Below are 24,803 nucleotides of genomic sequence, written 5' to 3' on the forward strand. Positions count from 1 at the left end.
CTTAAGATGAACAAATTTAGAACTTTTCCACAGATTAACACTCTTATTGAAGATGAGAGTTTAAAATCCTATCCTTTTTATATCAAAGCATTTTTTTGTAAAAAAGTTGTCGCAAAACTAAAAGAAAATTTTTCCCAAGATGAAATTTCTAAAGATAAACTACTTTTAGAAATCAAAAAAGAAATCAAAACTTTTTACCGCAAAGATTTACAAAGTGTGATTAATGCAAGCGGAGTGGTTATACATACAAACCTTGGTAGAAGTGTAATCCATGAAGAACTTTATGAAGCGTGTAAAGATATCATTTGTAATTATTCTAATGTAGAGTTTGATTTAGAAAATGGAAAAAGAGGCTCTCGCTATGCTTTGGTACTAGAAAAACTTAAAATGCTTTTTGAATGTGAAGATGCTTTAGTGGTCAATAACAACGCTGCAGCAGTTTTTTTAGTACTTAATTCTCTTTGTTATGATAAAGAAGTCATAAGCTCAAGAGGAGAACTTGTAGAAATTGGCGGAAGTTTTCGTGTGCCTGAAGTGATAAAAGCTGCAGGTGTAAAGCTTTGCGAAGTTGGAACTAGCAACAAAACACACTTAAAAGACTATGAACAAGCTATCAGTGAAAATACCGCTCTAATTTTAAAAACCCACAAGTCTAATTTCGCTCTTATGGGTTTTCACAGTGAAGTAAATATAAAAGATCTACATGAACTAGCAAAAGAAAAAGGACTTTTGAGTTATTATGATCTAGGTTCTGGCTGGTGTGAAAATTTAAATGAAAAACTGATTAAAAATGAACCTAAAATCAAAAAACTCGTGCAAGAATGTGATATTTTAAGTTTTAGTGGAGATAAACTTTTTGGTAGTGTGCAAGCGGGCATTATACTTGGAAAAAAAGAACTCATAGAAAAGCTTAAACAAAATCAACTTTTAAGAATGCTAAGAGTGGATAAATTAACTCTATCTTTTTTAAACGAAAGCTTAAAAGCTTATTTGCAAAAAGATTATGAAAAAATTATTACCTTAAAACTTTTAAATGATGACTTATCCTTTATAGAAAAAAAAGCTTTAAGAGTGCAAAAAGAATTAAATTTTCAAACCCAGCTTAAAAAAAGCAAAAGTTTAGTAGGTGGAGGTTCTATGCCTGATAAAAGTTTAGATACTTATATACTGACTTTTCAAGGAGATGCTTTAAAACTACAAACTCGATTTAGAAAAGAAAATATCATAGGACGCATTGAAAATGATGAATTTGTTCTTGATTTTAGAACTATACAAGAAAGTGAACTTCAAAAACTTATTCTTACAATCAATCAAATGGAAAACTTATGAAATCTGTTATTATAGGAACTGCAGGACATATTGATCATGGAAAAACTTCACTCATTAAAGCTTTAAATGGTTTTGAAGGCGATAGTTTAAAAGAAGAACAAGAAAGACAAATCACCATTAATTTAAGTTTTTCAAATCTTAAATTAAAAGACAAAAACATTTCTTTTATCGATGTTCCAGGGCATAAAGATTTGGTTAAAACTATGGTAAGTGGAGCTTTTGGCTTTAGTGTTTGTTTATTTGTCATAGATATTAACGAGGGTTTAAAAGAACAAAGTTTAGAACATTTAGAAATTTTAAAAATTCTTGATATTAAAAATATCATTTTAGTGCTTAGCAAATGTGATCTTTGTGAAAATATAGAGCAAAAAAGTGTAGAAATTTTAGAAGAGTTAAAAAATTTAGATTATCCCATTTTAAAAGTATTTCACACCAGTATAAAAAATAATCAAGGCATAGAAGAATTAAAAAATTATCTTTATACCATAGAAAACAAAGAAAACGATGAAGAACTGATTTTTCATTATTATATCGATAGAGTTTTTTCTCTAAAAGGCATAGGAACTGTCGTTACAGGCAGTCTTAATGAAGGAAGTATTACTTTAAATGAAAAAATCATCTGTTTAGACACTCAAAAAGAACTCATTGTTAAAAATATACAAAACCACGATACTAATTTAGAGCAAATCAAAGCTTGTAACCGTGTGGCTTTAAGTTTAAATTGTGATTATAAAGAGTTGAAAAAAGGTTATTTGCTAAGTAAAAAAGGTTATTTTAAAGCCTTTAAAGAATGCGATGCTTTAGTTAAAGCAAAAAATTTACAAAATAGCAAAATGATTTTTTGCGTGGGTTCAAGACAAATAGAATGCAAAATAAATATATTAAAAAAACTAGAAAATGATGAATTTTTTGTGCATTTTAGTTTTGATAAAAATGTATTTTTAAGTTTTGATGAGGCTTTTATTTTATTACAAAACAATCGTGTTATAGGCGGTGGTAGGGTTTTAAATCCTTTAAGCGAACCTTTAAAAAAAGAACAAAAAAATAAATTTTTAATGTTTTTGAAAAATAAAGATTTTAAAGCAGCCTTTTCTTTCTTAAAAGACGCACACAAATATGGCTTTGGCTTGCTTTCAAGTTATCAAAGATTTAAACTCTCTCATCAAAAAGCATTGAAATTAGCAAAAGAATTAAATCAAGTATTTGTCGATGAAAAAAATCTTAATGTATATCATTTACAAAGTCTAGAAGAAATTAAAAATTTCATCAAATTCATACTTGAAAAAAATCCTTATGCCATGCTTTCAGCACATTCTTTAGCCTTAAGGATTACTTGGGCAAGTGAAAATTTTTGCGAACTCGGACTTAAAGAAATGTCAAATTTATTGGATTTTCAAAATGGAATTTATTTTAAAAAAGGTATAGATTTTGAAAAACTTCAAGAAAAAAACAATAACCAAATGTATGAAATTTTAAAAAAACAAGGCATTAAACCCGAAGCTCCTTATAATCTTTATGATTTTTTAGAACTTGATAGAAAAAGCGGAGATAATATACTCAAAAAACTTACCCAAAAAGGCTTGGTTGTAAGACTTTCACACAATCTTTTTATAGAAAAACAAGCTCTTGAAAAACTTATGCAAGAATGTTTAAATTTATTAAAAAATCAAAGTCTTGATGTGCAAAGTATGAAAGAATATTTCAATCTTTCAAGAAAATATGCTATTGCTTATTTAGAATACTTAGACAAATTTCCTCAAGTAAGCAAAGAAGCTGAAAAAAGATTTTTAACAAACATTTAGAAAATCATTATAGAATTAAACATAATTTATTTAAAGGATTTATAAACTATGAAAAAATTAAGTTTAATTCTTGCCTGTTCAGCATCTTTGTTTGCTGCAAGTAATTCAGAAATTAGTGATTTTTATTCAAAAAGCATTAAAGCACAATTTCCAAATGCTACCGTTAGTGTATCAAATCGTCAAAAGGTTGGTAATACGGGTTTTGAAAGTGTTGTTGTAAGCGTTGAATTAAATGGACAAAAACAAGAAAACATTCTTTTTACAAAAGATAGTCTTATTACCCCTGATCTTATCGATTTGAAAACGGGAATTTCCTATGCTCAAGAATATGAAATGAAAAAATTTCAAGAAGCAAGAGAAAATTTTACAAAAAATGCTAAAGCTGTAGCACAAAAAGAAACCATGGTAATAGCTTTGGGAGATAAAAATAAACCTGCAATTTATGTTTTTTCGGATCCTGAATGTCCATATTGTAGAGAGCATTTAGCTCAAATTGATGATGAACTTAAAAACTATCAAGTTAATTATATTTTAACTCCAGTACATGGAAAATCTGCTTTTGAAAAATCCGCTCTAATCTACAAAGAAGCAAAAAAAGCAAAAAATGATAAAGAAAAAATCGCAATTTTAAACAAATACTATGATGCAAATATCAAAAATTATCCAAAAGTAAGTGATGCAGAATTAAAAGAAGTTTTTTCCTTATATGAAAAATATCGCTCATTAGGTCTTAGCGCTACTCCAACTATTATTAAATAAACCTAATGTCTAAATTTGCTTTAATTTTAAGCTTTTTTATAGCACTCTTTATGAGTGCTTGCACCAATGCAACTTTCATACAAAGCTTTATTCAAACAAGCAATGAAGGCATTTTTATCAGATCGCAAAAACAACAAAGTTTTAAAATTTCCTTTCAAAATCCTAGCCAACTTCGAACTACTTTGGATAGAGATTTGGCTTTAAAACTTAAAAATTTAGGCTTAAAAGAAGTAAAAGAGAATGCAGATTATGAAATTTTAATCAATCTTGTAGATATGAAAAAGCGTTCTTATGCTCAAAAAATCACAACTTCAGCAAGATTTTTTTATGATTTTGATCCTTTTGAAAGTGATGGAGAATGGATGGTAGAAAACTACTATACTATGCAAGTTAATTTACAAATCAACTCTAAAAATTACAATTCTCAAAAAACAAGTCTTCTTGCAAGAACAGCTTATCTTGGAAATAAAGAACACTGTCAATTATCTTTAGAAAATAAAATTATAAATCAAATAGTGAGTTTTTTTATTTTTAAGAAAAGAACAATCAAGAGTATAAAAACTCTTGATTTTAAGAATTATTAAGCAAAATAAGGTTTGATTTGTTCTACCCAAGCATCAATTCTTGATTCAGTTTGATCTTCTTGATTATCATTGTCAAGAGCAAGTCCAACAAATTTACCATCTACAACCGCATCGCTTGCTTCAAATGTATAACCATCAGTTGAAACTTCTCCTACCAAATTTGCACCTGCATCTTTTAAATTTTGAGCTAATTTACCCATGCCGCCACAAAAAGTGTCAGAATAACTTTCACTATCACCCATACCAAATACAGCTACAGTTTTTCCACCAAGACTAAGCCCTGAAAAATCAAAACCATCCCAATCATCTTGTAAATCACCACTTCCCCAAGTTGAAGTTCCACAAATTAATTTATCGTAAGAATTCATTTTAGCCGCATCAATATCTGAGATATTAAAAACATCGCTAATTCCAAGTTTTGAAGCAATTGTATTAGCTGCTCCTTCTGTATTTCCCATAGCACTACCATAGATTACTGCTACTGACATTATTTTCTCCTTATAATTTGATTTGATATTTTATACGGAACTAATTTTAACATAGTTTTGTTTAAATCACACAAAAAATGTTTTATTTCAATAAAATGTGTGAAATTTTTGTTACGTGGACAAACAATATAAAATTTTTCAAAATTGTTTTCTTTTATTAAATTCAATAATCCATGAATTTCATTTTCAACTTTTAAATTATGCGTATTAATCTCTTTGCAAAGTGGTAAAATTGCAAATTTCTTATCTATTATAATAAGATTACCATCTTGATCTATATTTTTTCCATTATTTTGAAAAGAAACCTTATCATAAACATAAGAGCTAAATAAAATTTGTGCATCAAAACAAATACCATAAAGATAAATTCTTAAAAGTCTTAAAAGATTGATATTCTTAGATATTTTAGTATTAAAAATCAAGCTTTTTCTTTTTTGAAAATAGAAAGCGTATGTATTAAGCTTGATATTTATATTTTGAATCTTACCAAATGAAACATGCATTATATCATGTAAAAAATTTCCAAATATCATTTTTAAACTCTTGGTATTTTTTGCATATAAAAGAGGAATTTTTAGAGCGCTATCAACACTCGCATTATATTGAGTTAAAAAAGTCAACATAAGTTCTTGATTGTTTAAATAGCGATAAATTTGCGGTATAAATTCTCGCTTATCATCAAATCCAAATAACATCTTTAACCTTTATAGCAAGAAAATTCTTTATTAAGATTAAAAATTTTACAATATTCACAATACACACAACTTACACTTCTTTTTGCACAAACTAATGGAATTTTGCGCTTTTTAGCTTCATTTTTGATTTTTTTCATAGTATTATGATTTAAAAAGCTTGTTAACATTACTATACATTCTGTATCACAAGGAATCGGCTTGCGATTAACTCTATTTTCATTACGCGCATCCCAGTGTTCTATTTTTTTAGCACCTAAATCATGTAAAACAGCTCTAATAGGAGTGATTTCATCTGCACCAATAACCAAAACTGACATAAATTCTCCTTTGTGATTTTTAAAATATATTTTGATAATTATTATTATAATATAAAAAAACTAAATTTATTTTGAAATTTATTATCAATAAAATGCAATTATTCAGTTAATTTTAATTTTTAATAGATATAATTTACTAATTAATAAATTTTATTATTTAGGAGAAAACAATGAAAAAATTGACTAACGATTTTGGAAACATTATAGCCGATAACCAAAATTCATTAAGCGCAGGCGCAAAAGGACCTTTACTTATGCAAGATTATCTTTTACTTGAAAAACTTGCTCATCAAAATAGAGAAAGAATTCCAGAAAGAACCGTTCATGCTAAGGGAAGTGGAGCTTATGGCGAAATAAAAATTACAGCAGACTTAAGTGCTTATACCAAAGCTAAAATTTTTCAAAAAGGCGAAGTTACTCCATTATTTTTACGCTTTTCAACAGTAGCAGGTGAAGCAGGTGCAGCAGATGCTGAACGCGATGTGAGAGGTTTTGCTATTAAATTTTACACCAAAGAAGGAAACTGGGACTTGGTAGGAAATAACACTCCGACATTCTTCATCCGTGATGCTTATAAATTCCCTGATTTTATCCATACTCAAAAAAGAGATCCAAGAACACATTTAAGAAGCAATAATGCTGCTTGGGATTTTTGGAGTTTATGTCCTGAAAGCTTACATCAAGTAACCATTCTTATGAGTGATAGAGGAATTCCTGCAAGTTATCGTCATATGCATGGATTTGGAAGCCATACTTATAGTTTTATTAATGATAAAAATGAAAGATTTTGGGTGAAATTCCATTTTAAAACCCAACAAGGGATTAAAAATCTTACCAACCAAGAAGCTGCAGAGCTTATAGCAAAGGATAGGGAAAGTCATCAAAGAGATCTCTATAATGCTATAGAAAATAAAGATTTTCCAAAATGGAAAGTTCAAGTTCAAATTCTTGCTGAAAAAGATATAGAAAAGCTTGGATTTAATCCTTTTGATTTAACAAAAATTTGGCCTCATAGTCTTGTACCTTTGATGGATATAGGCGAAATGATTCTAAACAAAAATCCTCAAAATTATTTTAATGAAGTTGAACAAGCTGCCTTTAGTCCAAGCAATATCGTTCCTGGAATTGGCTTTAGCCCTGATAAAATGTTGCAAGCTAGAATTTTTTCATATCCTGATGCACAAAGATATAGAATAGGAACTAATTATCATCTTTTACCAGTAAATCGTGCAAAAAGCGAAGTGAATACTTACAATGTCGCTGGTGCTATGAATTTTGATAATTATAAAAATGATGCTGCTTATTATGAACCAAACAGCTGTGATAACAGCCCAAAAGAAGATAAAAGCTATCTTGAACCTGATTTAGTCTTAGAAGGCGTGGCACAAAGATATGCTCCACTAGATAATGACTTTTATACTCAACCAAGAGCTTTATTTAATCTTATGAATGATGATCAAAAAACTCAACTTTTTCATAATATCGCTGCTTCTATGGAAGGAGTTGATGAAAAAATTATCACTAGAGCTTTAGAACATTTTGAAAAAATTTCACCTGATTATGCAAAAGGAATTAAGAAAGCTTTAGAAAAATAATTTTTACTTGCCACTTTTGGTGGCAAACTAAAGATTATAATAATTAAGGAAAAACAATGACAACTCTTAGTTTAGAAGAAGAAAAAAGATTTGAAGAGCTTTGCAAAATGGCTTTTAATTTTGCAAGAAATAATGAATGTGAAAATCTTAAAATCATGATAGAAGCGGGTTTAAATGTAAATTTAAAAACTCATAAAGGCGATAGCTTACTTATGCTTGCAGCTTATAATAATTCTTATGAAAGCGCTAAAATGCTTTTAGAAAAAGGTGCAAAAGTAGATGAAAAAAACGATCGTGGACAAACCCCATTAGCAGGAGTTTGTTTTAAAGGATACTTACCTATGTGTGAACTTTTAGTTAAGTATGGAGCAAATATTGATGAAAACAATGGTTTAGGAATGACACCTTATACTTTTGCTATTATGTTTGGACGCAAAGATGTGGCAGAATTTTTACTCAAAAAATCTAAAAATAATTTTTTAAAGAAAATGAGCCTAAAAATACTAAAATTTATCAAAAAATTTTAGTTATTTTTTAAATTTCTTCAGATACCTATAAACACTAGGTTCTGAAATTTTTAAAAATTTTGCTACGATAGGAACCGCTCCTTTTATATTAAAAATACCTTTTTCATATAGCTTTTCAGCAATTTCTTCTTTTTGAGTAATACTTAATTGATAATCAGAATTTAAATAACTAGAATCTACACTTTGAACTAAAATATCCTCTATCGAGTGACTTAATGTTTCTATGCTTGAATCATTTTGAGAAAAACTAATATTTCCTAAAATATCACCCATATCTCCAATTTTTTCTAAATCAATCATCTTGCATATTAAATCTCTCATAATGCTAGTATCATGATTAATACACAAAATACCTACTAATTTATCATGATTTTTAATAAAAAAAGTAGATCCTCTAATTAATTTTGATTTTCCAACAAGAGCCTTATAATCACATAAAAAATCTTTTTCTAAATATTTTTTATTTTGCATAAGCTCACTTGCAAAAGCAGTCAAGGGAGAATCTAAATTTCTCCCACTAATGTGATTATTAGCAATTGCCGCAATATAAGCTCCATCTTCAGTAATTACATGAAAAACTATCTCATATTGCTCACCTAAAACTTCTCCTAAAAAATATGTCAACTTTATAAATTGTTGTTTTTGTCCCTCATCCATAAAACTGCCTTCAATAAAAAATTAATATAATATTAAATTCTACTCTTTATACTTTAAAACATTTCTTAAAAATAAAATTTTATTATTATGATAATAAAATATTGACAAATTATTATTGTAGTGATAAAATGCATTCTGCTTAATCTATATTTAACAAAGGAGAATTCATGTCAAACTATCCAAAGGCCATTGGTCCATACTCAGCTTACAGAGAAGTAAATGGACTTTTATTTATATCAGGACAACTTCCTATCAACCCTACTTCAGGAGAAATAGAAAGTTCTGACATCAAAGAACAAACCAAACAATCTTTGAAAAATATCGGTGCTATTTTAGAAGAAAATGGTATCAGTTATGATAAAGTGATTAAAACCACTTGCTTTTTAGCTGATATCAATGATTTTGTAGCATTTAATGAAATTTATGCTGAATTTTTTAAAGATCCTTATCCAGCAAGAAGTGCTTTTGCAGTAAAAGATCTGCCAAAAAAAGCTAAAGTAGAGATAGAGATTATCGCTCAAAAAGGCTAAAATATGCTAGGTATTGTTTTATCTCTATTTAGCATTTTTTTACTTGTTTTTATGCTTTATAAAAAAATCAATGCTCACATGGCATTGCTTTTAAGTGGTTTACTTTTACTTTCCTTAGCTGCTATTTTTGGACTTTCTCCACACATTGTCGCTAAAGGTTCTTTAAATTTAGGTTTTTTTGATATTTTTCAAGTTTTTAATCAAACCATGTCAAGTACATTAGCAGGGCTTGGACTTACACTTATGACTATAGCAGGTTTTTCTGCTTATATGGATCATGTAGGGGCTTCTTATGCACTTTTTAAAGTTTTTGAAAAACCTTTAAAAGCCGTAAAATCTCCTTATGTTTTACTCATAGTTGCTTATTTTATCGTGCAATTTTTAGTTCTTTTCATCCCTTCTCACGCAGGCTTGGCACTTTTACTTATGGTTACTATGTATCCTATACTTGTACGCTCTGGTGTTTCAAAACTTTCTGCCTTAAGTGTGATTGCTATTTGTCAATATATCGATCATGGGCCTGGAAGTGGAAATGTGATCATGGCATCAAAAGTAGCTGAAGTTGATCCTGCAATTTATTTTGTTCATTATCAACTCCCTACAACCTTGCCTATCATTATAGCTGTAGGTATTGCAATATATCTTTGCAATAAATTTTTTGACAAAAAAGATAATTTTGTCTTCAATGCACAAGAAATTGAAAAAGAACTAAATGAAAATGAAGGTAAAGAAAAAGAACTTAAAAAACCTCCTAGAATTTATGCGATTTTACCTATAATTCCTTTGGTTTTAATCCTAGGATTTAGTTCCGTGCTTGATAGCATCTTGGTTTTAATGGGAATAAGTAGCGCTGAAGAAGTCAAAGCAGCTGCTAGTACCGCAATTAAAATGAATGTTCCAGTAGCAATGGTGATTTCAACTTTTGTGGCTATTATTTTTGAAATGATACGCTATAAAAGCATAGTAGAAACTCTTAATTCTATTATGATTTTCTTTAAAGGAATGGGACATTTATTTGTTATCACAGTTTCACTTATCGTTTGTGGTCAAGTATTTGCAAGTGGTCTTTTATCTGTAGGTTTTGTAGATACTTTAATAGAATTTTGCAAAAATGCAGGATTTGGAGTTTTGGCTATTATTATCGCCGTTTCAATCTTACTTGCAGTTTGTGCTTTCTTAATGGGTTCAGGAAATGCAGCATTTTTTAGCTTTGCTCCACTTATCCCAAATATAGCAAAACACTTTGGAGTTGAAACTATCACCATGATAGCACCAATTCAAATCATGACGGGCTTTGGAAGATGTGTTAGTCCTATTGCACCAGCGATCTTAGCTATTTCAGCTATTGCAAAAGTAAGTCCTTTTGCCGTGGTTAAAAGAACAGCTATTCCTATGCTTGTAGCGGCTATTGTAAATGTTATTATGACTTATATTTATCTTTAAAAAGGAGAAAAAATGAACTCAAAAACTAAACTTATTCATTGTGGCAGAGGCGATCAAAGTGCTGAAGTAAGATCAGTTAATCCTACACTTATGCGTGCATCAACCATACTTTTTAAAGATCACGCAACTTGGCAAAAATACAGAGAATTAAGAAAAACAGATCGTGTTTTAAGCTATGGGGCTAGAGGAACAACAACCAATTTTGAACTTGAAAAACTTATTTGCACTCTAGAGGGTGGTTATAGAGCACAACTTTTCCCAACAGGACTTGCAGCATTAGCTATGGTGCTTTTAAACTATGCAAGCAAAGATGCGCATTTTTTAATCACTGATGCAATTTATGGGCCTGTAAGAACGATTTGTGAATTATTTTTAGAAAAAATGGGTGTTGAAATTGATTTTTTAAAAGCTGATGCAAGTGATGTAGAAGAAAAAATCAAACCTAATACCAAGCTTATCCTATGCGAAAGTCCAGGTTCTATACTTTATGAAATCATAGATTTACCAAAACTTTGCAAAATTGCCCATGCACATAATATCCCTGTAGCTATTGACAATACTTATTCTAGTGGATATTTTCTAAATCCTTTAGAGCTTGGAGTGGATATTTCAGTTATCGCCGCTACAAAATATCTTAGCGGACACTCTGATGTAACCATGGGTATAGTAGTAATCAACGAAAAAGAATGGAAAAATTTTGACAAACTTCCAGAAGCTTTAGGCTTTACAACAAGCCCTGATGATGCTTACTTAGTACTTCGTGGTATGAGAACACTAGATGTGAGAATGAAAGCTCATGAAAAAAGTGCTGATGAAATTGTAGAGTTTTTACAAAGCAGAAAAGAAATTAAAACAATTTTCTATCCAAAACTCAAATCCCACCCAAATCATAAAATTTTCATGCGTGATCATAAAGGTGCAAATGGTATGATTACCATAGAATTTGCAGAAGGTTATAACAAAGATGATGCTATTAAATTTGTAGATAAACTAGAATACTTTTCAATTGGTGCTAGCTGGGGTGGATATGAAAGCTTGGCCACCGTAACTACTCCACCTAGAACTGCAACAAATTGGAATGCAAGAGGGCCATTTGTAAGATTTCATATAGGTCTTGAAGATACTAAAGATTTAATTGCTGATTTAACACAAGCTTTTGATAGTATTAAAAAATAAGGAGATAAGATGACAGGAATTAGCGTATTTGATCATAGATTACTAGCAGACTCATGGAGCACGCAGGAAATGCGTGCTATTTTTTGCGAACAAAACCGCATACAAAAATGGCTCGATGTTGAAGCAGCTTTAGCAAAAGCACAAGCAAAACTTAAAATTATCCCTAAAAAAGCAGCTGATGAGATCGCAAAAAAAGCTCATTATAAATTTATGGATATGGACTTTATCTTTGCTGAATTTAAAAAGACTAAACACCCTTTAGTTCCTACTGTAAGAGGATTAGAAAAAGCTTGCGATAATAATTTAGGAGAATATGTGCATTTTGGAGTAACCACTCAAGATATCATCGATACAGGACTGGTTTTACAATTTAAAGAAGCAATGACTCTTGTAAAAAGCGAATTAAAAGCTATCGCAAAAGCCCTAGCAAAACTAGCTAAAACCCATAAAAATACTGCTATGATGGGAAGAACTTTAGCACTTCAGGCTTTGCCTATTACTTTCGGACATAAAGTGGCTATTTGGTTAAGCGAACTTGAGCGTCATTTTGAAAGAATACTTGAGCTTGAAAAAAGACTTTATGTAGGCAGTATAGTAGGCGCTGTAGGAACTAAAGCAAGTTTAAGTGATAAGTGCAATGAGGTAGAAAAACTCACTTTAGAAAATTTAGGACTTGATGTGCCTAATATTTCTTGGCAGAGCGCACGTGATCGCTTTATAGAACTTGGTTTTGTACTAGGTAATATCAACGCAACCTTTAACAAAATCGCTCATGAAATTTTAATCCTTTCGCATAATGAAATTGATGAAGTTGCTGAACCTTTTGGCAAAGGACAAGTAGGATCAAGCACTATGCCACACAAAAGAAATCCTGCAGTAAGCGAAAATGCAGTTACAGTAAGCAATGCTTTTAAAGCAAATTTAGCCATTTTAAGTGATATTGAAAGACATGAACATGAAAGAGATGGTCAAGTTTGGAAAATGGAATGGAAGCTTTTACCTGAAATGTTTTTAATGCTTTCTGTGGTTTTAGCAAACATGAAATTCGCTCTTAGCGATTTAGAAGTAAAAAAAGATAAAATGCTTAAAAATTTAAATACTCTTAATGGTTTTGTTTTAGCAGAGCGTGTTATGTTTGCATTAAGCGATCATTATGGAAAACAACATGCCCATGAAATTGTTTATGAAAATGCTATGCTAGGTATAGAAAAACAAAAAACTTTTAAAGAAGTTTTACTTGCAGATAAAAGAGTATCTAAGGTATTGAAAGAAAAAGAAATCGATGCTTTGCTTGATGCAACAACCTATGTAGGATATGCACCAAAACTTATAGATGAATTTTTGGCAAAAATCAAAAATAGCGCTATCTTAAAATAGGAAAAATCATGTTCTATAGTGAAATTTTAGCGGATTTTATTTTCAATCTTAAATATGAAAATATCCCTAATACAGTTGTTCAAAGAGCTAAAGAACTTATGCTTGATAGCCTTGGAACAGCTATAGCAGCAAGCAAAGAAGAATGTGTTTTAAATGCTTTTAAAGCTTTTGAAAATTTAAGCACAGAAAAAAATACTCCTATTTGGGTAAATGATCAAAAATTAGATCCTATATATGCTGCTATGCTTAATGGCATTGCTTCTCATGCGTTAGATTTTGACGATACGCATACAGAAGCGATTTTGCATGCAAGTGCGATTTTAACTCCACTTTGTTTAAGTTATGGATTTCATGTTAGTAAAGATGCAAAAAAAATCATCAAAGCTTTTATAATAGGCTGGGAAATTGCAGCTAGAGTAGGCATTGCAGGTAAAGGCACTTTTCATAAGCGTGGTTTTCATACCACTGCTATTGCAGGAATTTTTGGAAGTGTGAGTGCAAGTGCAATCTTGCTGGATCTTAACAAAGAACAAATCATCAATGCTTTAGGACTTGCAGGAAGTTTTGCAAGTGGGATTAATGAGTTTTTATCCAATGGTTCTAATTCTAAGGTTTTACATATTGCCAATGCTATTAAAAACGGTATTATGGTAGCTCATTTTGCCAAAAACAATATGAGTGGACCTTTGAGTATTTTTGAAGGTAGAGACAATATCTTTAAATGTTTTGGTATAGAAGAAGAATGCGATAAAACAGAACTTAGCAAATCCTTAGGTGAAATTTGGCAAACCATGCAAGTTTCAATCAAGCCTTATCCAAGTTGTCATTTTGCTCATGGGCTTATTGATTGTGCTATTGCTTTAAAAAATGATGGTTTAAAAGCTGATGAAATTAAAAGTATTCATTGTTTTGTAGATGAAGTTCCTATTTCTTTTATCTGTGATCCTTTGGAAGCAAAATACACTCCAAATAGTGCTTATGAAGCTAAATTTTCCATGCCTTTTTTAATGGCTCTAGGATTCTTTGATGGTAAAATCACTCTTGAATCTTATGAAAATTTAAAGCGTGAAGAAGTACTAGAATTTGCTAAAAAAATCAGTTACGAAAAAAGGAAATCTCAAGGCTTTCCAAAATATTTTCCAGGGCATTTAGAAGCCAGTTTGCAAGATGGACACATAATCCAAAAAGATGTTTTTATCAATAAAGGTAATTTTGATAATCCGCTCAGTTTTGAAGAATTAAAAGCTAAATTTTTAGCCAATGCACAAATTTACCTTGATAATGCTAAAGCTAACAAAATTCTAGATCAAATCATCAATCTAGAAAATTTAAACCACTTTTCTTTTTAAATATTTATCCTTCTTTTTGCAAGAAGGATAATTTCATTACACTTTTTTATTATAATATTTATTATTAATTTAGGAATTACAATGACTTTAAACGAGTTAAAAGATGGACAAAAGGCTATTATTGTCAATTTAAACGCTCACAAAGAACTCAAAAATAGACTTTTAAGCTTTGGATTTATTAAAAATAAAAACTTGAAAAAAATTCACTCCTCTTTAAAAAATGCCACCATAATGGTAGAACTTGATACAAGTTGTGTTATCCTAAGATCTGATGAAGCTAAAACCATAGAAGTGAATCTTATATGAAAAAAATCAAAATAGCCCTTGTAGGTCAGCCTAATGTAGGCAAAAGTCTTCTTATTAATGCGCTTTGCAAAGCTAATATGAAAGTAGGAAATTTTAGCGGAGTTACTATAGAAAAAGCAAGCGCAAAAACTTTTTACAAAAACTATGAATTTGAAGTCATTGATTTACCAGGAACTTATTCTTTAGATGGATATAGCGAAGAAGAAAAAATCACACGTCATTTTTTAAATCAAAATGACTATGATGTTATTGTTAATGTTTTAGATGCCACCAATTTAGAACGTAATCTTATCCTTAGTGCAGAACTTTTAAGCCTTAATAAAAAAATGCTTTTAGCTTTAAATATGTGCGATGAAGCCAAAAAAGAAGGTATAGAGCTTGACACTTCTGTTTTAAGCCAAGAATTTCAAAGTCAAGTTGTTGAAATTTCAGCAAAAACAAAAGAAAATTTAGAACTTTTGCTGCAAAAAATTATTATTTTATTTGAAAATAAATTTATTCCAAGATCCCAATTTTATACTCCGCTTTGCGAAAAAAGTCCAGAAAAAGAAGATTTATTATATTTTATTAATGAACTTTCAAAAAAAATTATTACACACAAAAAAGAAGAAAGAAATTTAACCAAAAAAATCGATGCCTTACTTATCCATAAATTCTTTGGCTTGCCTATATTTTTATTTTTAATGTGGCTTTTATTTCAACTCACCTTTAGCTTAGGACAAATTCCTATGGATTATATAGAATCAGGCTTTAATGCCTTAGGTGAATTTGTTAAAAACAATATTTCTAATACCTTTATCGCTTCAGCTTTGGCTGATGGGATTATCGCAGGTGTTGGCGCTGTGATACTTTTTTTACCTAATATAATGATTTTATTTTTAGGCATAGCTCTTTTAGAAACCACAGGCTATATGTCAAGAGTAGCTTTTTTACTTGATGGGATTTTACATAAATTTGGTTTGCATGGTAAAAGTTTTATTCCGCTAATCACTGGTTTTGGTTGTTCGGTACCTGCTTTTATGGCTACACGCACTCTTAAGAACAAAAGAGATAGGCTTTTAACTCTTTTTGTGATCAATTTTATGAGTTGTGGGGCAAGACTTCCTGTATATGTGCTTTTTATCGGTGCTTTTTTTCCAAGTGAAAAAGCAGGAAATTATCTTTTTGGAATTTATATTTTAGGTGCGATTTTAGGACTTTGTGCTGCAAAATTTTTAAGAATGACAGCATTTCGTGGACTTGATGAACCTTTTGTTATGGAAATGCCAAAATATCGTATGCCAAATTGGCATTTAGTTTGGTTTATGGTTTATAATAAAGCCAAAATGTATCTTAAAAAAGCAGGAACTTTCATACTTTTGGCCTCTTTGCTCATATGGTTTGCTAGCAATTTTCCAAAAAGTGAAGAAAATTTAAATGATTTTAATGCTCAAGAAAGAGCTATAGAACAAAGTTATTTAGGACAATTTGGCAAAGGCATAGAACCTATTTTTAAACCCCTTGAGTTAGATTGGAAATTAAGCGTATCTTTAATCAGTGGTTTGGCTGCTAAAGAAGTGATGATCTCAACTATGGGCGTGCTTTATTCACTAGGAAAAGATGTAGATGAAACAAATAATGATTTAAAAGGAATTATCGCTAAAAACATACCTATGCCAAGTGCAGTGGCTTTTATTTTATTTGTAATGATTTATAATCCCTGCTTTGCAGCAACTATAGTTTTTTCAAAAGAAAGTGGAAAGCTAAAATACACTCTCTTTCTCTTTCTTTTTACCTGCACAAGTGCTTATATAGTAGCTTTTATAGGACTTCATATCGCTAAAAATTTTATTAAATTAACTTGCTTTTAATGATGAAATTTTAGTAATATTATCTTCAAAAGCTTTTAAAATGCTATAAGCAATACCTTCAAAATCAAGTCCGCCGCAAAGATAGATTAAAGTCATACGAAAAGATTTATTCACATCAAGCTTTGGTTTTTCAGCGTTCATATTTAACTTAAAATCATAAGGACTTGCATGTTTAAAAGCGTAATTTTTTGCCGCAATTAAAAAATCATTCTTATCTTTTAAAAACTCACCTTTAACTAAAATAAAACTCATCTCAAGATATTTCCAAAAATCTTTTGAAGGCATGGAATTTTCATCAAAATTTTGTTCTATAAAAGCATAGTTTTTCTCAAAAGATTTTTTATAATTTTCTACAAGCAAAGCACCTAATTTATTTTTAGCTATATTTTGTAAAATAAGTTTTATATTGCTTTCAAATTCAAAATCTATTTGTTCTAAAATTTTAATTTGCTCTTCTAGAAAAAATTCTTGTTTTAACTCTTCATTGCAAAGTTTAGCGTAAGAAAAAATATTTGCCATAGGCTTTTCATAATTCCCAAACTCATCCCAAAAGTTTTTCTCACTACAGGCTATACAACCATGTCCTGCAGCCACTGGCCAAGAAGTTTTAGCATTGAATTTCACTTTAGGGCAGTTGTTGTAAGTATAAGGTCCTTTACAACCTATCTTAAATAAACAAGCTCCATTCTTTGCAGCTTCATCATCAAAATGTTCAGCAAAAATCCCACTTTCAAATTTCGCCTTTCTTTCACACATATCATGCAAACATTTACCATAAGCCCACACAGGACGATTTTGCTCATCAAGTTCAGGCAAAACTCCAAATAAAGCAAAAAAACTTAAAGTCGTAATGATATTTACATCACTTGGAGGACAACCTGGGATATTTACTACTTTTTGACTTAAGACTTCACTAATACCACAGGTTTTACTAGGATTTGGATAGGCAGCTTGAATACCACCATAACTTGAACAAGTACCCACTGCAAAAATAGCCTTGGCTTTAGCGGCTAGTTTTTCTAAAATTTCATAGCCACTCTCTCCTTGTGCTCCTATAGTAAGAAAAAAGGTATCAATCGCTGCAACACCACCTTCAACCGCTAAAATAAAATCTTCTTCTAAAACATGCTCTAAAAGCTCTTCGGCTTTAGTACCATTTGCTGCCATTAAAGTTTCATGATATTCTAAAGAAAAAAAATCAAAAATAAGCTCATCAAAACTTGGCAACTCAGAACGCAACAAACTCTCACTACACCCTGTACATTCACAAAGATGAAGCCATACTAACTTTGTTTTAGGTGCGATTTGAAAAAATCTTTGAGCAAGAGCTGGAATTTCATTGCCTAAAGATAAATGCCTAGCAAGAATTTTTACACTTTCTTCATTGATAACCTTATCCTCTTTTAAAGTAGAATTCTCAAGTTTTTTAATGCGATCTTCAAGTATATTTTTTAATTCTTCATTGCTAAGCTTTGCCATTTTTTATCCTTTTTGATTATCCCAACAAAGAACAGTTTGCCCTTCTTCATTTTTTTCAACATCACCCATACCCATGATGTTATATCCTGCATCAACATAATGTATTTCACCTGTAACACCATTTGCCAAATCGCTAAGTAAATACATAGCCGAATTTCCTACATCTTCTATACTAACATTGCGTTTTAAAGGAGAATTGATTTCATTATATTTTAAAATCATTCTAAAATCCCCTATTCCACTTGCTGCTAAAGTTTTAATAGGACCTGCTGAAATAGCATTAACACGAATTCCTTTTACCCCTAAATCTCTTGCTAAATAACGCACAGAACTTTCAAGTGCAGCTTTTGCTACACCCATAACATTATAATGAGGTACATATTTAACCCCACCAAGATAACTTAAAGTCAAAATCGAACCCTTATCTTTTAAAATAGGTAAAACCGCACGTGTTAAAGAAAGTAAAGAATACACAGAAGTTTGCATAGCTATATCAAAAGCTTCTTTTGAAGTTTCTAAAAAAGAATTTTCTAAAGCTTCTTTTGGAGCAAAAGCAACCGCATGCACCACAAAATCAATCTCATCTAAATCTTTTTTGATTTTTTCGGCAATAGAATCTAAATGCTCGTTATTATTTACATCAAGCTCATAAACAAAATTAGAATTAAACTCTTGTGCTATAGGTTCTACGCGTTTTTTTAAAGCATCATTTAAAAAAGTAAAAGCAAGCTGGGCTCCTTGATCAAAACATGCTTTTGCTATGCCATAAGCAATAGATTTATTATTCGCAACCCCTACAATAAGGCCTTTTTTACCCTTCATAATCATCTTTTATCCTTTGATTAATTTTATAAAATTTTCTACTTTTAAAGCTGCAGAGCCTATCAAAACTCCGCTACAATGATTTACACTTAAAATTTCTTTGATACTATTTTCATTCACACTTCCACCATAAAGCAAAGGTACCTTGGTTAAACTCGCTAAAAATTCAAGCACTTTAGCGATATCTGTACTTTGTGCACTGACTCCCGTTCCTATAGAATAAATAGGTTCATAAGCAATAATGAGTTTTTCATAATTTAAATCAATAATTTCAAGTTGTTTTTTTAAAAACTCTAAAGTCTTGCCTGAATTTTTTGTATCTAAATTTTCACCTATACAAAAAACAATTTTATAACCATGCTCTTTAGCAAAATCAAATTTAGCCTTAATAAATTCTTCATCTCCTAAAGCTCTTCTTTCGGAATGCCCGATTAAAACACATTTGATCCCAAATTCGTCCAAATGCTCTTTTCCAAGCTCACCTGTAAAAGCACCATTAACACAAGGATAAAAATTTTGGGCTCCTTGTATGAAGTTATTTTCATTTTCTAAAAATGCTACACTAGGTGGGAAAACGATAATATCATCGCATTTTGCTCCCATAGTTTTATTTAAAATTTCAGCATAAATTTTAAAGCTTGCTCTTGTGTGATTGCATTTTAAATTTGCAGCAAAGATCATTCATTTTCCTTAGATCTTAAAGCTTTTACGCCTGGAAGTTCTTTACCCTCTATAAGCTCAAGAGAAGCGCCACCTCCAGTGGAAATAAAAGTCATCTCATCTGCATCACCTGCGCGCGCAACCACATCAGCCGTATCACCGCCTCCAACAACAGAAGTTGCATGTCCTTCGCTGATATAATGACTCATTTTAATGCTACCTTTTGAAAATTTATCAATTTCAAAAACACCCATAGGTCCATTCCACCAAATCGTTTGCGCATCAGAAATCACCTCTTTAAAAAGCCTCACACTTGCAGGTCCTATATCTAAACCCATCCAACCATTTGGAATTTCTTGCGCTGGAACAAATTTCATCGGCGCATCTTGTGAGCACGCAGGAGCGGCTACAACGTCTACTGGAAGATAAATTTTCACTCCTAAATTTTTACCCTTGGTAAGAATTTTATTAGCTTCTTCTAAAAGTTCTTCTTCTAAAAGTGAATTTCCTATATCATAACCTAAAGCTTTTAAAAAAGTAAATGCCATACCTCCGCCTATGATTAATTTATCTACCTTTGGTAATAAATTTGTCAATGCTTGAAGTTTTCCACTTACCTTTGAACCTCCAACAACAGCGACAAAAGGACGTGCTGGATGTTTGATAAGATTGCTTGCAAAATCAATTTCTTTTTGGAGTAAAAATCCTGCACCTTTGTGTTTTTCATCAAAAAATTTAGCAATCGCCTCCACACTAGAATGTGCTCTATGGCATACTCCAAAAGCATCATTGATATAAACTTGAACCATAGAAGCAAGTTCTTTGGCTAAATTTTCATCATTTTTAGTTTCGCCTTTTTCAAAACGCAAATTTTCAAGAAGTAAAATTTCACCCGCTTTTAAATTCATAGCTTTAGTTTTTGCATCTTCGCCGATAACATCTTTTGCCATAATAATTTCTTTATCTAAAAGTCTAGCAAGACGCTTAGCAACAGGTTCTAAAGAATACTTGGAACTAATTTCTTTTGGACGCCCTAAATGAGAGGCTAAAATCACACTACAACCATTATCCAAACAATATCTTATCGTAGGAATAGCTGATCTTATGCGTCTATCATCAGTGATATTTAAAAAATCATCTTGAGGAACATTAAAATCACATCTTATAAAAACTTTTTTCTTAGCTAAATCAATGTCTTTTATAGAAATAATATCACTCATGATTAAGCCTTATTTGCAATATATACTGCCATATCTACTAGACGACTTGAATAGCCCCATTCATTATCATACCAAGCAATCACCTTGATAAAATCATCCGCAATCACTTGAGTTAAATCACTTGCCACAATTGCTCCATAAGAACAAGTGATAAAATCGCTTGAAACTCTTTCATCATCATCTACCATTAAAATGCCTTTTAAATTTGTAGTTGCAGCTTTTCTAAAAGCTTCATTGATTTCATCTTTGCTAACTTTACGGTTTAGTTGTGCGGTTAAATCCACGCTTGATACATCAATCACTGGCACACGCATACTTTGTCCGTGAAGCTTGCCATTAAGTTCAGGCATAACAAGCTTCATAGCTTTTGCTGCGCCTGTAGAAGTTGGAATGATATTTTGTGCTGCAGCACGAGAACGGCGTTTATCTTTAGCTTTAGCATCAATAATACTTTGTCCATTTGTATAAGCATGTATTGTTGTCATAAGTCCTTTTTCGATGCCAAAATTATCTTGTAAAACACGACAAACAGGACCTAAACAATTTGTTGTACAACTTGCATTAGAAATAATGCTTTCACCCTTGTAAAGTTCTGAATTTACTCCTAAAACATAAGTAGGTGTATCATCTTTTGCAGGAGCACTCATGATCACTTTTTGCACTCCCATATCTATAAATTCTTGACATTTTGCGATGGTTAAATGCGCCCCTGTGCATTCTAAAACAATTTGTGCCCCGTATTTTGCAAAGTCAAGATCTTTTACATTGCGACTTTTAAATACTTTGATTTTTTTACCATTTACCACTAAATCATCGCCTTCACTATCAACACTGCCTTTAAATTCACCATGTACTGTATCGTATTTAAAAAGGTATTTTGTAAGTTCAATATCCGTAGTATCATTTATCGCCACAAGCTCAATATCATTTCTTTCTAAGATGATTCTTGCAACACATCTGCCTATGCGTCCAAAACCATTTATAGCAACTTTTACAGCCATTTAATTTCCTTTTGCAAAATATAATGTTAATATTCTACAAAAAAAAGGTTAAAATTTTAATGAAGATAGCACTTTTTGGTGGTAGTTTTGATCCGCCGCATAATGGTCATAATAGCGTTGTTTTAGAGGCTTTGGAAAAATTAGATATTGATAAGCTTATTATTATGCCTACTTATATCAATCCTTTTAAACAAAGTTTTAGTGCTGATGAAAAGCAAAGATTCTTATGGGTTAAAAAACTTTGGGGGCATTTGCCAAAAGTTGAAATTTGTGATTTTGAAACCAAGCAAAAACGCCCTGTTCCTAGTATAGAAAGCGTTAAGTATCTTTATAAGCTTTATAATCCTAGTAAATTTTATCTTTTAATCGGTGCTGATCATTTAGAAAAACTTCATCTTTGGCATGATTTTGAAAAACTTAATTCTTTAGTAGAATTTGTTATTGCCAATCGCAATGATATAGAAATTCCTAAGAATTTCAAAGATTTAAAAACCGATAAAAAAATCGCTTCTTCTTTCATACGCAATACTTTAAATACAAATGAAGTTTGTGAAGAAATTAAAGATGAAGTAAAAAAATATTATGAAAAATTACAAAAAAATTGATACAATTTCAAAAATTAAAGGAAAAGAATGCAAGAAAGAATAGATTTAATCGTTAAAATTTTAGATGAAAAAAAAGCTGAAGATATCAAAACCATTGACATGAGTGAGCAAGAATACTTTGTAAAATATGTCATTATCGCAGCTACTTTAGGAGAAAGACACGCTCTATCTTTGATCGATGAGCTTAAAACACAACTTAAAACCAAAGGTGAGGAATTTTTAAACATAGATAGTAGTGAAGAATGGAGCGTGATTGATCTTGGTGATATTTTAATCCATCTTTTAACACCAGAACACAGAGGAATTTATAATATAGAAGAATTATTAGAAAATCTTAAAAAAGGTAGGGTTTAAAAAGGCTAAATTTAATTAGCCTTTTAATTTTTAGAGATTATCAATATATTCTTTAATTTCTTTTTTGATTTTCTCTTTTTGTTCTTTTAAAGCTTCTTTTTTAGCTTTATACTCAGCCTTACTCATATAATCTTTTTGTTCTTTTAAAGCATCAAGTTCTTTTTCGATTTTTTCCACTTCTTGTTCTTTAAGTTTTTTAGCTTCTAACTTTTTATCATAAAACATAGGATCTTTAGCACAATCATTTTGTACTTGTTTTAAAGCAAGCTCCAAGCTTAAAGTTCTAGCTGTATCATTATGCGCTTTAGAAAAACTGATTTCTTTATTAATATGATCAATTTTTTTATCGCATTCACTTACACCAAAAGCAAAGGCACATAGCGTAAGTAGAATAAGTATTTTTTTCATTTTTAATTCCTTTTTAAAATAAATTTAAATCGCGAAATATTATCTCATCAATTCTTAAGCCTAGCTTTTATCTCATTAAACAAACTGAATACCATACTTTCAAGCTCTTTTGCTCTTTCTAAAGAAGTTGCTTCAAAACGTGTGATAAGATAAGGGCTGGTATTAGATGCACGAAGCAAAGCCCATCCATCGCCAAAATCTATCCTAGCTCCATCGATTTCACAAAGACTTTTAACACCTTTTAAAGCTCCTTTTTCGATCTCTTTTTGAAATTCTTCCACAAGTTTAAATTTTTCTTCTTCATTTACAGGAATTTTAATTTCAGGCGTAGTATAAAGTTTTGGTAAAGCTTTAATCATACTTTCTAAATCAAAACCCTTATAAACAAGTTCTAAGGCTCTTAAAAATGCGTAAATTCCATCATCATAACCAAAATATCTATGTTTAAAGAAAATATGTCCGCTCACTTCAGCAGCTAAATCAATATCTTTTTCTTTCATCATTTTTTTGATATTAGAATGTCCTGTTTTTCCCATAAAAATAGTTCCAAATTTAGCCACTTCATCAAAAAGATTTTTAGAACATTTTACCTCACCTAAAATGCGTGGATTAGGAATATTTTTAGCAAACAAATAACAAAGCTCATCCCCACAAAATACATGAGTTTTACTCAAAGCAACCATTCTATCAGCATCCCCATCAAAAGCAAAAGCTAAAGAATAATCTTGATTTTGATTTAAAAACTCTCTAATCGCACTTAAGTTTTCTTCTTCTGTAGGATCTGGAGCATGGTTTGGAAACTGTCCATCAGGCTTTGCAAACATTACATGAGCTTTTAAATTTAAAGCCTTAATTAAAGGCTTTATCACCACTCCAGCCGCACCATTTGTGCAATCAACACCAAATTTATAATTAAAATCCTTTAAAAAGCTAAATTGCTCGCACATAAATTTCACATAAAGGTTTAAAATATCATATTTTTCTACTTCTAAATTTTCTTCAATCTCATCATCTAAATGCTTATAAACTTCTTTTGAAAACTCTTTTAATTCCATGCCAAAAAAACTTTCTTTATTGATAGTGATTTTAAAACCATTATAATCTTTTGGGTTATGAGAGCCTGTTATCATAACATTTGCATCAAATTTCAAGCCCTCATAAAGACTAAAATATCCCAATGGAGTTGGTACAAGCCCTATATCATAGATTTTTATTCCCGCTTTGTTAAGTCCACTCACTAGATAATTAAAAAGTTCATTTGCACTATATCTTGCATCATAGCCTACACTTACATTTTTACAGCCTTTATTTAGCATTGTTTGTCCCAAGCAAAAACCTATAGCCTTAACACTTTTTTCATTCAGTTCTTTGCCATAAAGTCCTCTTATATCATATTCTCTAAAAATCACATCTAACATTATTTTCCTTCAAATTCATCTCTTCTTTAACCTAAATTTATCGTTTTTCTAA

The 24,803-nt window shown here is 30.6% G+C and carries 25 protein-coding genes and 1 pseudogene; 15 read left to right on the top strand and 11 right to left on the bottom strand.

Going from position 1 to position 24,803, the window contains the following annotated elements:
* The first annotated feature begins 6 nt into the window (after positions 1-6).
* Genes selA through AJ930_RS03875 form a run of 4 tightly spaced genes read left to right on the top strand, consistent with a single transcriptional unit; the run spans position 7 to position 4,474 of the window.
* A complete protein-coding gene (gene selA, locus AJ930_RS03860; RefSeq protein WP_070274868.1) occupies positions 7-1,329 on the top strand; it encodes an L-seryl-tRNA(Sec) selenium transferase in 1,323 nt (440 codons plus the stop codon).
* Positions 1,326-3,131: a selenocysteine-specific translation elongation factor gene (selB, locus tag AJ930_RS03865; protein ID WP_070274869.1), complete on the top strand. Its 1,806-nt coding sequence runs from the start codon at positions 1,326-1,328 to the stop codon at positions 3,129-3,131. Before selA ends, selB begins: the two co-directional genes overlap by 4 nt.
* A 48-nt stretch (positions 3,132-3,179) precedes the next feature.
* Positions 3,180-3,890, top strand: a complete 711-nt coding sequence (locus AJ930_RS03870; RefSeq protein ID WP_002862054.1) for a thioredoxin fold domain-containing protein — start codon at positions 3,180-3,182, stop codon at positions 3,888-3,890.
* A 5-nt stretch (positions 3,891-3,895) separates the two neighbouring features.
* Positions 3,896-4,474 carry a hypothetical protein gene (locus tag AJ930_RS03875; RefSeq protein ID WP_070274870.1) on the top strand — a complete coding sequence of 193 codons (579 nt, stop codon included), beginning with the start codon at positions 3,896-3,898 and terminating at the stop codon, positions 4,472-4,474.
* Here AJ930_RS03875 and fldA read toward each other — a convergent pair.
* The 3 genes from fldA to AJ930_RS03890 are packed head-to-tail and all read right to left on the bottom strand — an operon-like array spanning position 4,471 to position 5,974.
* Positions 4,471-4,962: a flavodoxin FldA gene (gene fldA / locus AJ930_RS03880; protein ID WP_002855629.1), complete on the bottom strand. Its 492-nt coding sequence runs from the start codon at positions 4,960-4,962 to the stop codon at positions 4,471-4,473. The genes AJ930_RS03875 and fldA overlap by 4 nt on opposite strands.
* The gene (locus AJ930_RS03885) at positions 4,962-5,657 is read right to left on the bottom strand and encodes a hypothetical protein (RefSeq protein WP_070274871.1); all 696 of its coding nucleotides are present in this window, start codon (positions 5,655-5,657) and stop codon (positions 4,962-4,964) included. The genes fldA and AJ930_RS03885 overlap by 1 nt, the downstream gene beginning before the upstream one ends.
* A 2-nt stretch (positions 5,658-5,659) precedes the next feature.
* The gene (locus tag AJ930_RS03890; protein ID WP_002855637.1) at positions 5,660-5,974 is read right to left on the bottom strand and encodes a DUF2325 domain-containing protein; all 315 of its coding nucleotides are present in this window, start codon (positions 5,972-5,974) and stop codon (positions 5,660-5,662) included.
* A 170-nt stretch (positions 5,975-6,144) separates the two neighbouring features.
* On the opposite strand from AJ930_RS03890, the gene AJ930_RS03895 reads away from it, so the two are divergent.
* Positions 6,145-7,569 carry a catalase gene (locus AJ930_RS03895; protein WP_070274872.1) on the top strand — a complete coding sequence of 475 codons (1,425 nt, stop codon included), beginning with the start codon at positions 6,145-6,147 and terminating at the stop codon, positions 7,567-7,569.
* Positions 7,570-7,625: 56 nt separating this feature from the next.
* Entirely contained in the window at positions 7,626-8,096 is a 471-nt protein-coding gene (locus AJ930_RS03900; RefSeq protein WP_002862058.1) for a Cj1386 family hemin-binding protein, read from the top strand.
* Here the strand turns inward: AJ930_RS03900 and AJ930_RS03905 are convergent, their stop codons facing one another.
* The gene (locus tag AJ930_RS03905) at positions 8,097-8,753 is read right to left on the bottom strand and encodes a helix-turn-helix transcriptional regulator (protein WP_070274873.1); all 657 of its coding nucleotides are present in this window, start codon (positions 8,751-8,753) and stop codon (positions 8,097-8,099) included.
* A 167-nt stretch (positions 8,754-8,920) separates the two neighbouring features.
* Between AJ930_RS03905 and AJ930_RS03910 the strand changes: the two genes are divergently transcribed.
* The 7 genes from AJ930_RS03910 to feoB all read left to right on the top strand — a co-directional run bounded on the left by AJ930_RS03910 (position 8,921) and on the right by feoB (position 16,784).
* On the top strand, positions 8,921-9,283 hold the full coding sequence (locus tag AJ930_RS03910) for a RidA family protein (RefSeq protein WP_052950112.1): 363 nt from the start codon (positions 8,921-8,923) through the stop codon (positions 9,281-9,283).
* A 3-nt stretch (positions 9,284-9,286) separates the two neighbouring features.
* On the top strand, positions 9,287-10,726 hold the full coding sequence (gene dcuC, locus AJ930_RS03915) for a C4-dicarboxylate transporter DcuC (RefSeq protein WP_070274874.1): 1,440 nt from the start codon (positions 9,287-9,289) through the stop codon (positions 10,724-10,726).
* A 12-nt stretch (positions 10,727-10,738) separates the two neighbouring features.
* A complete protein-coding gene (gene metC, locus AJ930_RS03920) occupies positions 10,739-11,902 on the top strand; it encodes a cystathionine beta-lyase (protein ID WP_070274875.1) in 1,164 nt (387 codons plus the stop codon).
* 9 nt (positions 11,903-11,911) lie between these two features.
* On the top strand, positions 11,912-13,279 hold the full coding sequence (gene purB / locus AJ930_RS03925) for an adenylosuccinate lyase (protein ID WP_070274876.1): 1,368 nt from the start codon (positions 11,912-11,914) through the stop codon (positions 13,277-13,279).
* Between the two features lie 8 nt (positions 13,280-13,287).
* Complete coding sequence (locus AJ930_RS03930) at positions 13,288-14,628, top strand: MmgE/PrpD family protein (protein ID WP_070274877.1); 1,341 nt, start codon at positions 13,288-13,290, stop codon at positions 14,626-14,628.
* A gap of 81 nt (positions 14,629-14,709) precedes the next feature.
* Positions 14,710-14,934: a FeoA family protein gene (locus tag AJ930_RS03935; RefSeq protein WP_002779147.1), complete on the top strand. Its 225-nt coding sequence runs from the start codon at positions 14,710-14,712 to the stop codon at positions 14,932-14,934.
* The gene (gene feoB, locus AJ930_RS03940) at positions 14,931-16,784 is read left to right on the top strand and encodes a ferrous iron transport protein B (protein WP_070274878.1); all 1,854 of its coding nucleotides are present in this window, start codon (positions 14,931-14,933) and stop codon (positions 16,782-16,784) included. The genes AJ930_RS03935 and feoB overlap by 4 nt, the downstream gene beginning before the upstream one ends.
* Here the strand turns inward: feoB and AJ930_RS03945 are convergent.
* From AJ930_RS03945 to gap, 5 genes are read right to left on the bottom strand one after another with little or no spacing between them, the layout of a single operon-like run.
* Positions 16,770-18,263, bottom strand: a complete 1,494-nt coding sequence (locus AJ930_RS03945) for a hydrogenase small subunit (protein WP_070274879.1) — start codon at positions 18,261-18,263, stop codon at positions 16,770-16,772. The genes feoB and AJ930_RS03945 overlap by 15 nt on opposite strands.
* 3 nt (positions 18,264-18,266) lie before the next feature.
* Complete coding sequence (gene fabI / locus AJ930_RS03950; protein WP_002922790.1) at positions 18,267-19,091, bottom strand: enoyl-ACP reductase FabI; 825 nt, start codon at positions 19,089-19,091, stop codon at positions 18,267-18,269.
* A 3-nt stretch (positions 19,092-19,094) separates the two neighbouring features.
* Positions 19,095-19,766, bottom strand: a complete 672-nt coding sequence (locus AJ930_RS03955; RefSeq protein ID WP_044780152.1) for a triose-phosphate isomerase — start codon at positions 19,764-19,766, stop codon at positions 19,095-19,097.
* Positions 19,763-20,965, bottom strand: coding sequence for a phosphoglycerate kinase (locus AJ930_RS03960; protein ID WP_070274880.1), 1,203 nt, complete (start codon positions 20,963-20,965; stop codon positions 19,763-19,765). The genes AJ930_RS03955 and AJ930_RS03960 overlap by 4 nt, the downstream gene beginning before the upstream one ends.
* A 2-nt stretch (positions 20,966-20,967) precedes the next feature.
* The gene (gap, locus tag AJ930_RS03965) at positions 20,968-21,966 is read right to left on the bottom strand and encodes a type I glyceraldehyde-3-phosphate dehydrogenase (RefSeq protein ID WP_070274881.1); all 999 of its coding nucleotides are present in this window, start codon (positions 21,964-21,966) and stop codon (positions 20,968-20,970) included.
* 59 nt (positions 21,967-22,025) lie between these two features.
* Here gap and nadD point away from each other — a divergent pair, with 59 nt between their 5' ends.
* Both nadD and rsfS read left to right on the top strand, forming a co-directional pair.
* Positions 22,026-22,571: a nicotinate (nicotinamide) nucleotide adenylyltransferase gene (gene nadD / locus AJ930_RS03970; RefSeq protein WP_002862071.1), complete on the top strand. Its 546-nt coding sequence runs from the start codon at positions 22,026-22,028 to the stop codon at positions 22,569-22,571.
* Positions 22,572-22,598: 27 nt separating this feature from the next.
* A complete protein-coding gene (gene rsfS, locus AJ930_RS03975) occupies positions 22,599-22,925 on the top strand; it encodes a ribosome silencing factor (protein ID WP_052804812.1) in 327 nt (108 codons plus the stop codon).
* Between the two features lie 30 nt (positions 22,926-22,955).
* On the opposite strand, the gene AJ930_RS03980 is transcribed toward rsfS, so the two are convergent.
* Together AJ930_RS03980 and pgmL are read right to left on the bottom strand one after the other, a co-directional pair.
* The gene (locus AJ930_RS03980) at positions 22,956-23,333 is read right to left on the bottom strand and encodes a DUF1090 domain-containing protein (RefSeq protein ID WP_070274882.1); all 378 of its coding nucleotides are present in this window, start codon (positions 23,331-23,333) and stop codon (positions 22,956-22,958) included.
* Positions 23,334-23,380: 47 nt separating this feature from the next.
* Positions 23,381-24,770 (bottom strand): annotated as a pseudogene (gene pgmL, locus AJ930_RS03985) (phosphoglucosamine mutase PgmL).
* Positions 24,771-24,803: the final 33 nt, after the last annotated feature.

Origin of the sequence: Campylobacter sp. BCW_6871, from assembly GCF_001762325.1 — a bacterium.
Classification (GTDB): Bacteria; Campylobacterota; Campylobacteria; order Campylobacterales; family Campylobacteraceae; genus Campylobacter_D; species Campylobacter_D jejuni.

Bases quoted from the DNA above. Each gene is read 5' to 3' on its own strand.
- metC (WP_070274875.1), top strand. From the start codon at position 10,739: ATGAACTCAAAAACTAAACTTATTCATTGTGGCAGAGGCGATCAAAGT.
- feoB (WP_070274878.1), top strand. From the start codon at position 14,931: ATGAAAAAAATCAAAATAGCCCTTGTAGGTCAGCCTAATGTAGGCAAA.
- AJ930_RS03885 (WP_070274871.1), bottom strand. From the start codon at position 5,657: ATGTTATTTGGATTTGATGATAAGCGAGAATTTATACCGCAAATTTAT.
- AJ930_RS03895 (WP_070274872.1), top strand. From the start codon at position 6,145: ATGAAAAAATTGACTAACGATTTTGGAAACATTATAGCCGATAACCAA.
- dcuC (WP_070274874.1), top strand. From the start codon at position 9,287: ATGCTAGGTATTGTTTTATCTCTATTTAGCATTTTTTTACTTGTTTTT.
- fabI (WP_002922790.1), bottom strand. From the start codon at position 19,091: ATGATTATGAAGGGTAAAAAAGGCCTTATTGTAGGGGTTGCGAATAAT.
- AJ930_RS03905 (WP_070274873.1), bottom strand. From the start codon at position 8,753: ATGGATGAGGGACAAAAACAACAATTTATAAAGTTGACATATTTTTTA.
- purB (WP_070274876.1), top strand. From the start codon at position 11,912: ATGACAGGAATTAGCGTATTTGATCATAGATTACTAGCAGACTCATGG.
- AJ930_RS03935 (WP_002779147.1), top strand. From the start codon at position 14,710: ATGACTTTAAACGAGTTAAAAGATGGACAAAAGGCTATTATTGTCAAT.
- AJ930_RS03945 (WP_070274879.1), bottom strand. From the start codon at position 18,263: ATGGCAAAGCTTAGCAATGAAGAATTAAAAAATATACTTGAAGATCGC.
- AJ930_RS03960 (WP_070274880.1), bottom strand. From the start codon at position 20,965: ATGAGTGATATTATTTCTATAAAAGACATTGATTTAGCTAAGAAAAAA.
- AJ930_RS03900 (WP_002862058.1), top strand. From the start codon at position 7,626: ATGACAACTCTTAGTTTAGAAGAAGAAAAAAGATTTGAAGAGCTTTGC.
- AJ930_RS03870 (WP_002862054.1), top strand. From the start codon at position 3,180: ATGAAAAAATTAAGTTTAATTCTTGCCTGTTCAGCATCTTTGTTTGCT.
- AJ930_RS03890 (WP_002855637.1), bottom strand. From the start codon at position 5,974: ATGTCAGTTTTGGTTATTGGTGCAGATGAAATCACTCCTATTAGAGCT.
- AJ930_RS03955 (WP_044780152.1), bottom strand. From the start codon at position 19,766: ATGATCTTTGCTGCAAATTTAAAATGCAATCACACAAGAGCAAGCTTT.
- rsfS (WP_052804812.1), top strand. From the start codon at position 22,599: ATGCAAGAAAGAATAGATTTAATCGTTAAAATTTTAGATGAAAAAAAA.
- selB (WP_070274869.1), top strand. From the start codon at position 1,326: ATGAAATCTGTTATTATAGGAACTGCAGGACATATTGATCATGGAAAA.
- AJ930_RS03930 (WP_070274877.1), top strand. From the start codon at position 13,288: ATGTTCTATAGTGAAATTTTAGCGGATTTTATTTTCAATCTTAAATAT.
- gap (WP_070274881.1), bottom strand. From the start codon at position 21,966: ATGGCTGTAAAAGTTGCTATAAATGGTTTTGGACGCATAGGCAGATGT.
- AJ930_RS03910 (WP_052950112.1), top strand. From the start codon at position 8,921: ATGTCAAACTATCCAAAGGCCATTGGTCCATACTCAGCTTACAGAGAA.
- selA (WP_070274868.1), top strand. From the start codon at position 7: ATGAACAAATTTAGAACTTTTCCACAGATTAACACTCTTATTGAAGAT.
- AJ930_RS03875 (WP_070274870.1), top strand. From the start codon at position 3,896: ATGTCTAAATTTGCTTTAATTTTAAGCTTTTTTATAGCACTCTTTATG.
- fldA (WP_002855629.1), bottom strand. From the start codon at position 4,962: ATGTCAGTAGCAGTAATCTATGGTAGTGCTATGGGAAATACAGAAGGA.
- nadD (WP_002862071.1), top strand. From the start codon at position 22,026: ATGAAGATAGCACTTTTTGGTGGTAGTTTTGATCCGCCGCATAATGGT.
- AJ930_RS03980 (WP_070274882.1), bottom strand. From the start codon at position 23,333: ATGAAAAAAATACTTATTCTACTTACGCTATGTGCCTTTGCTTTTGGT.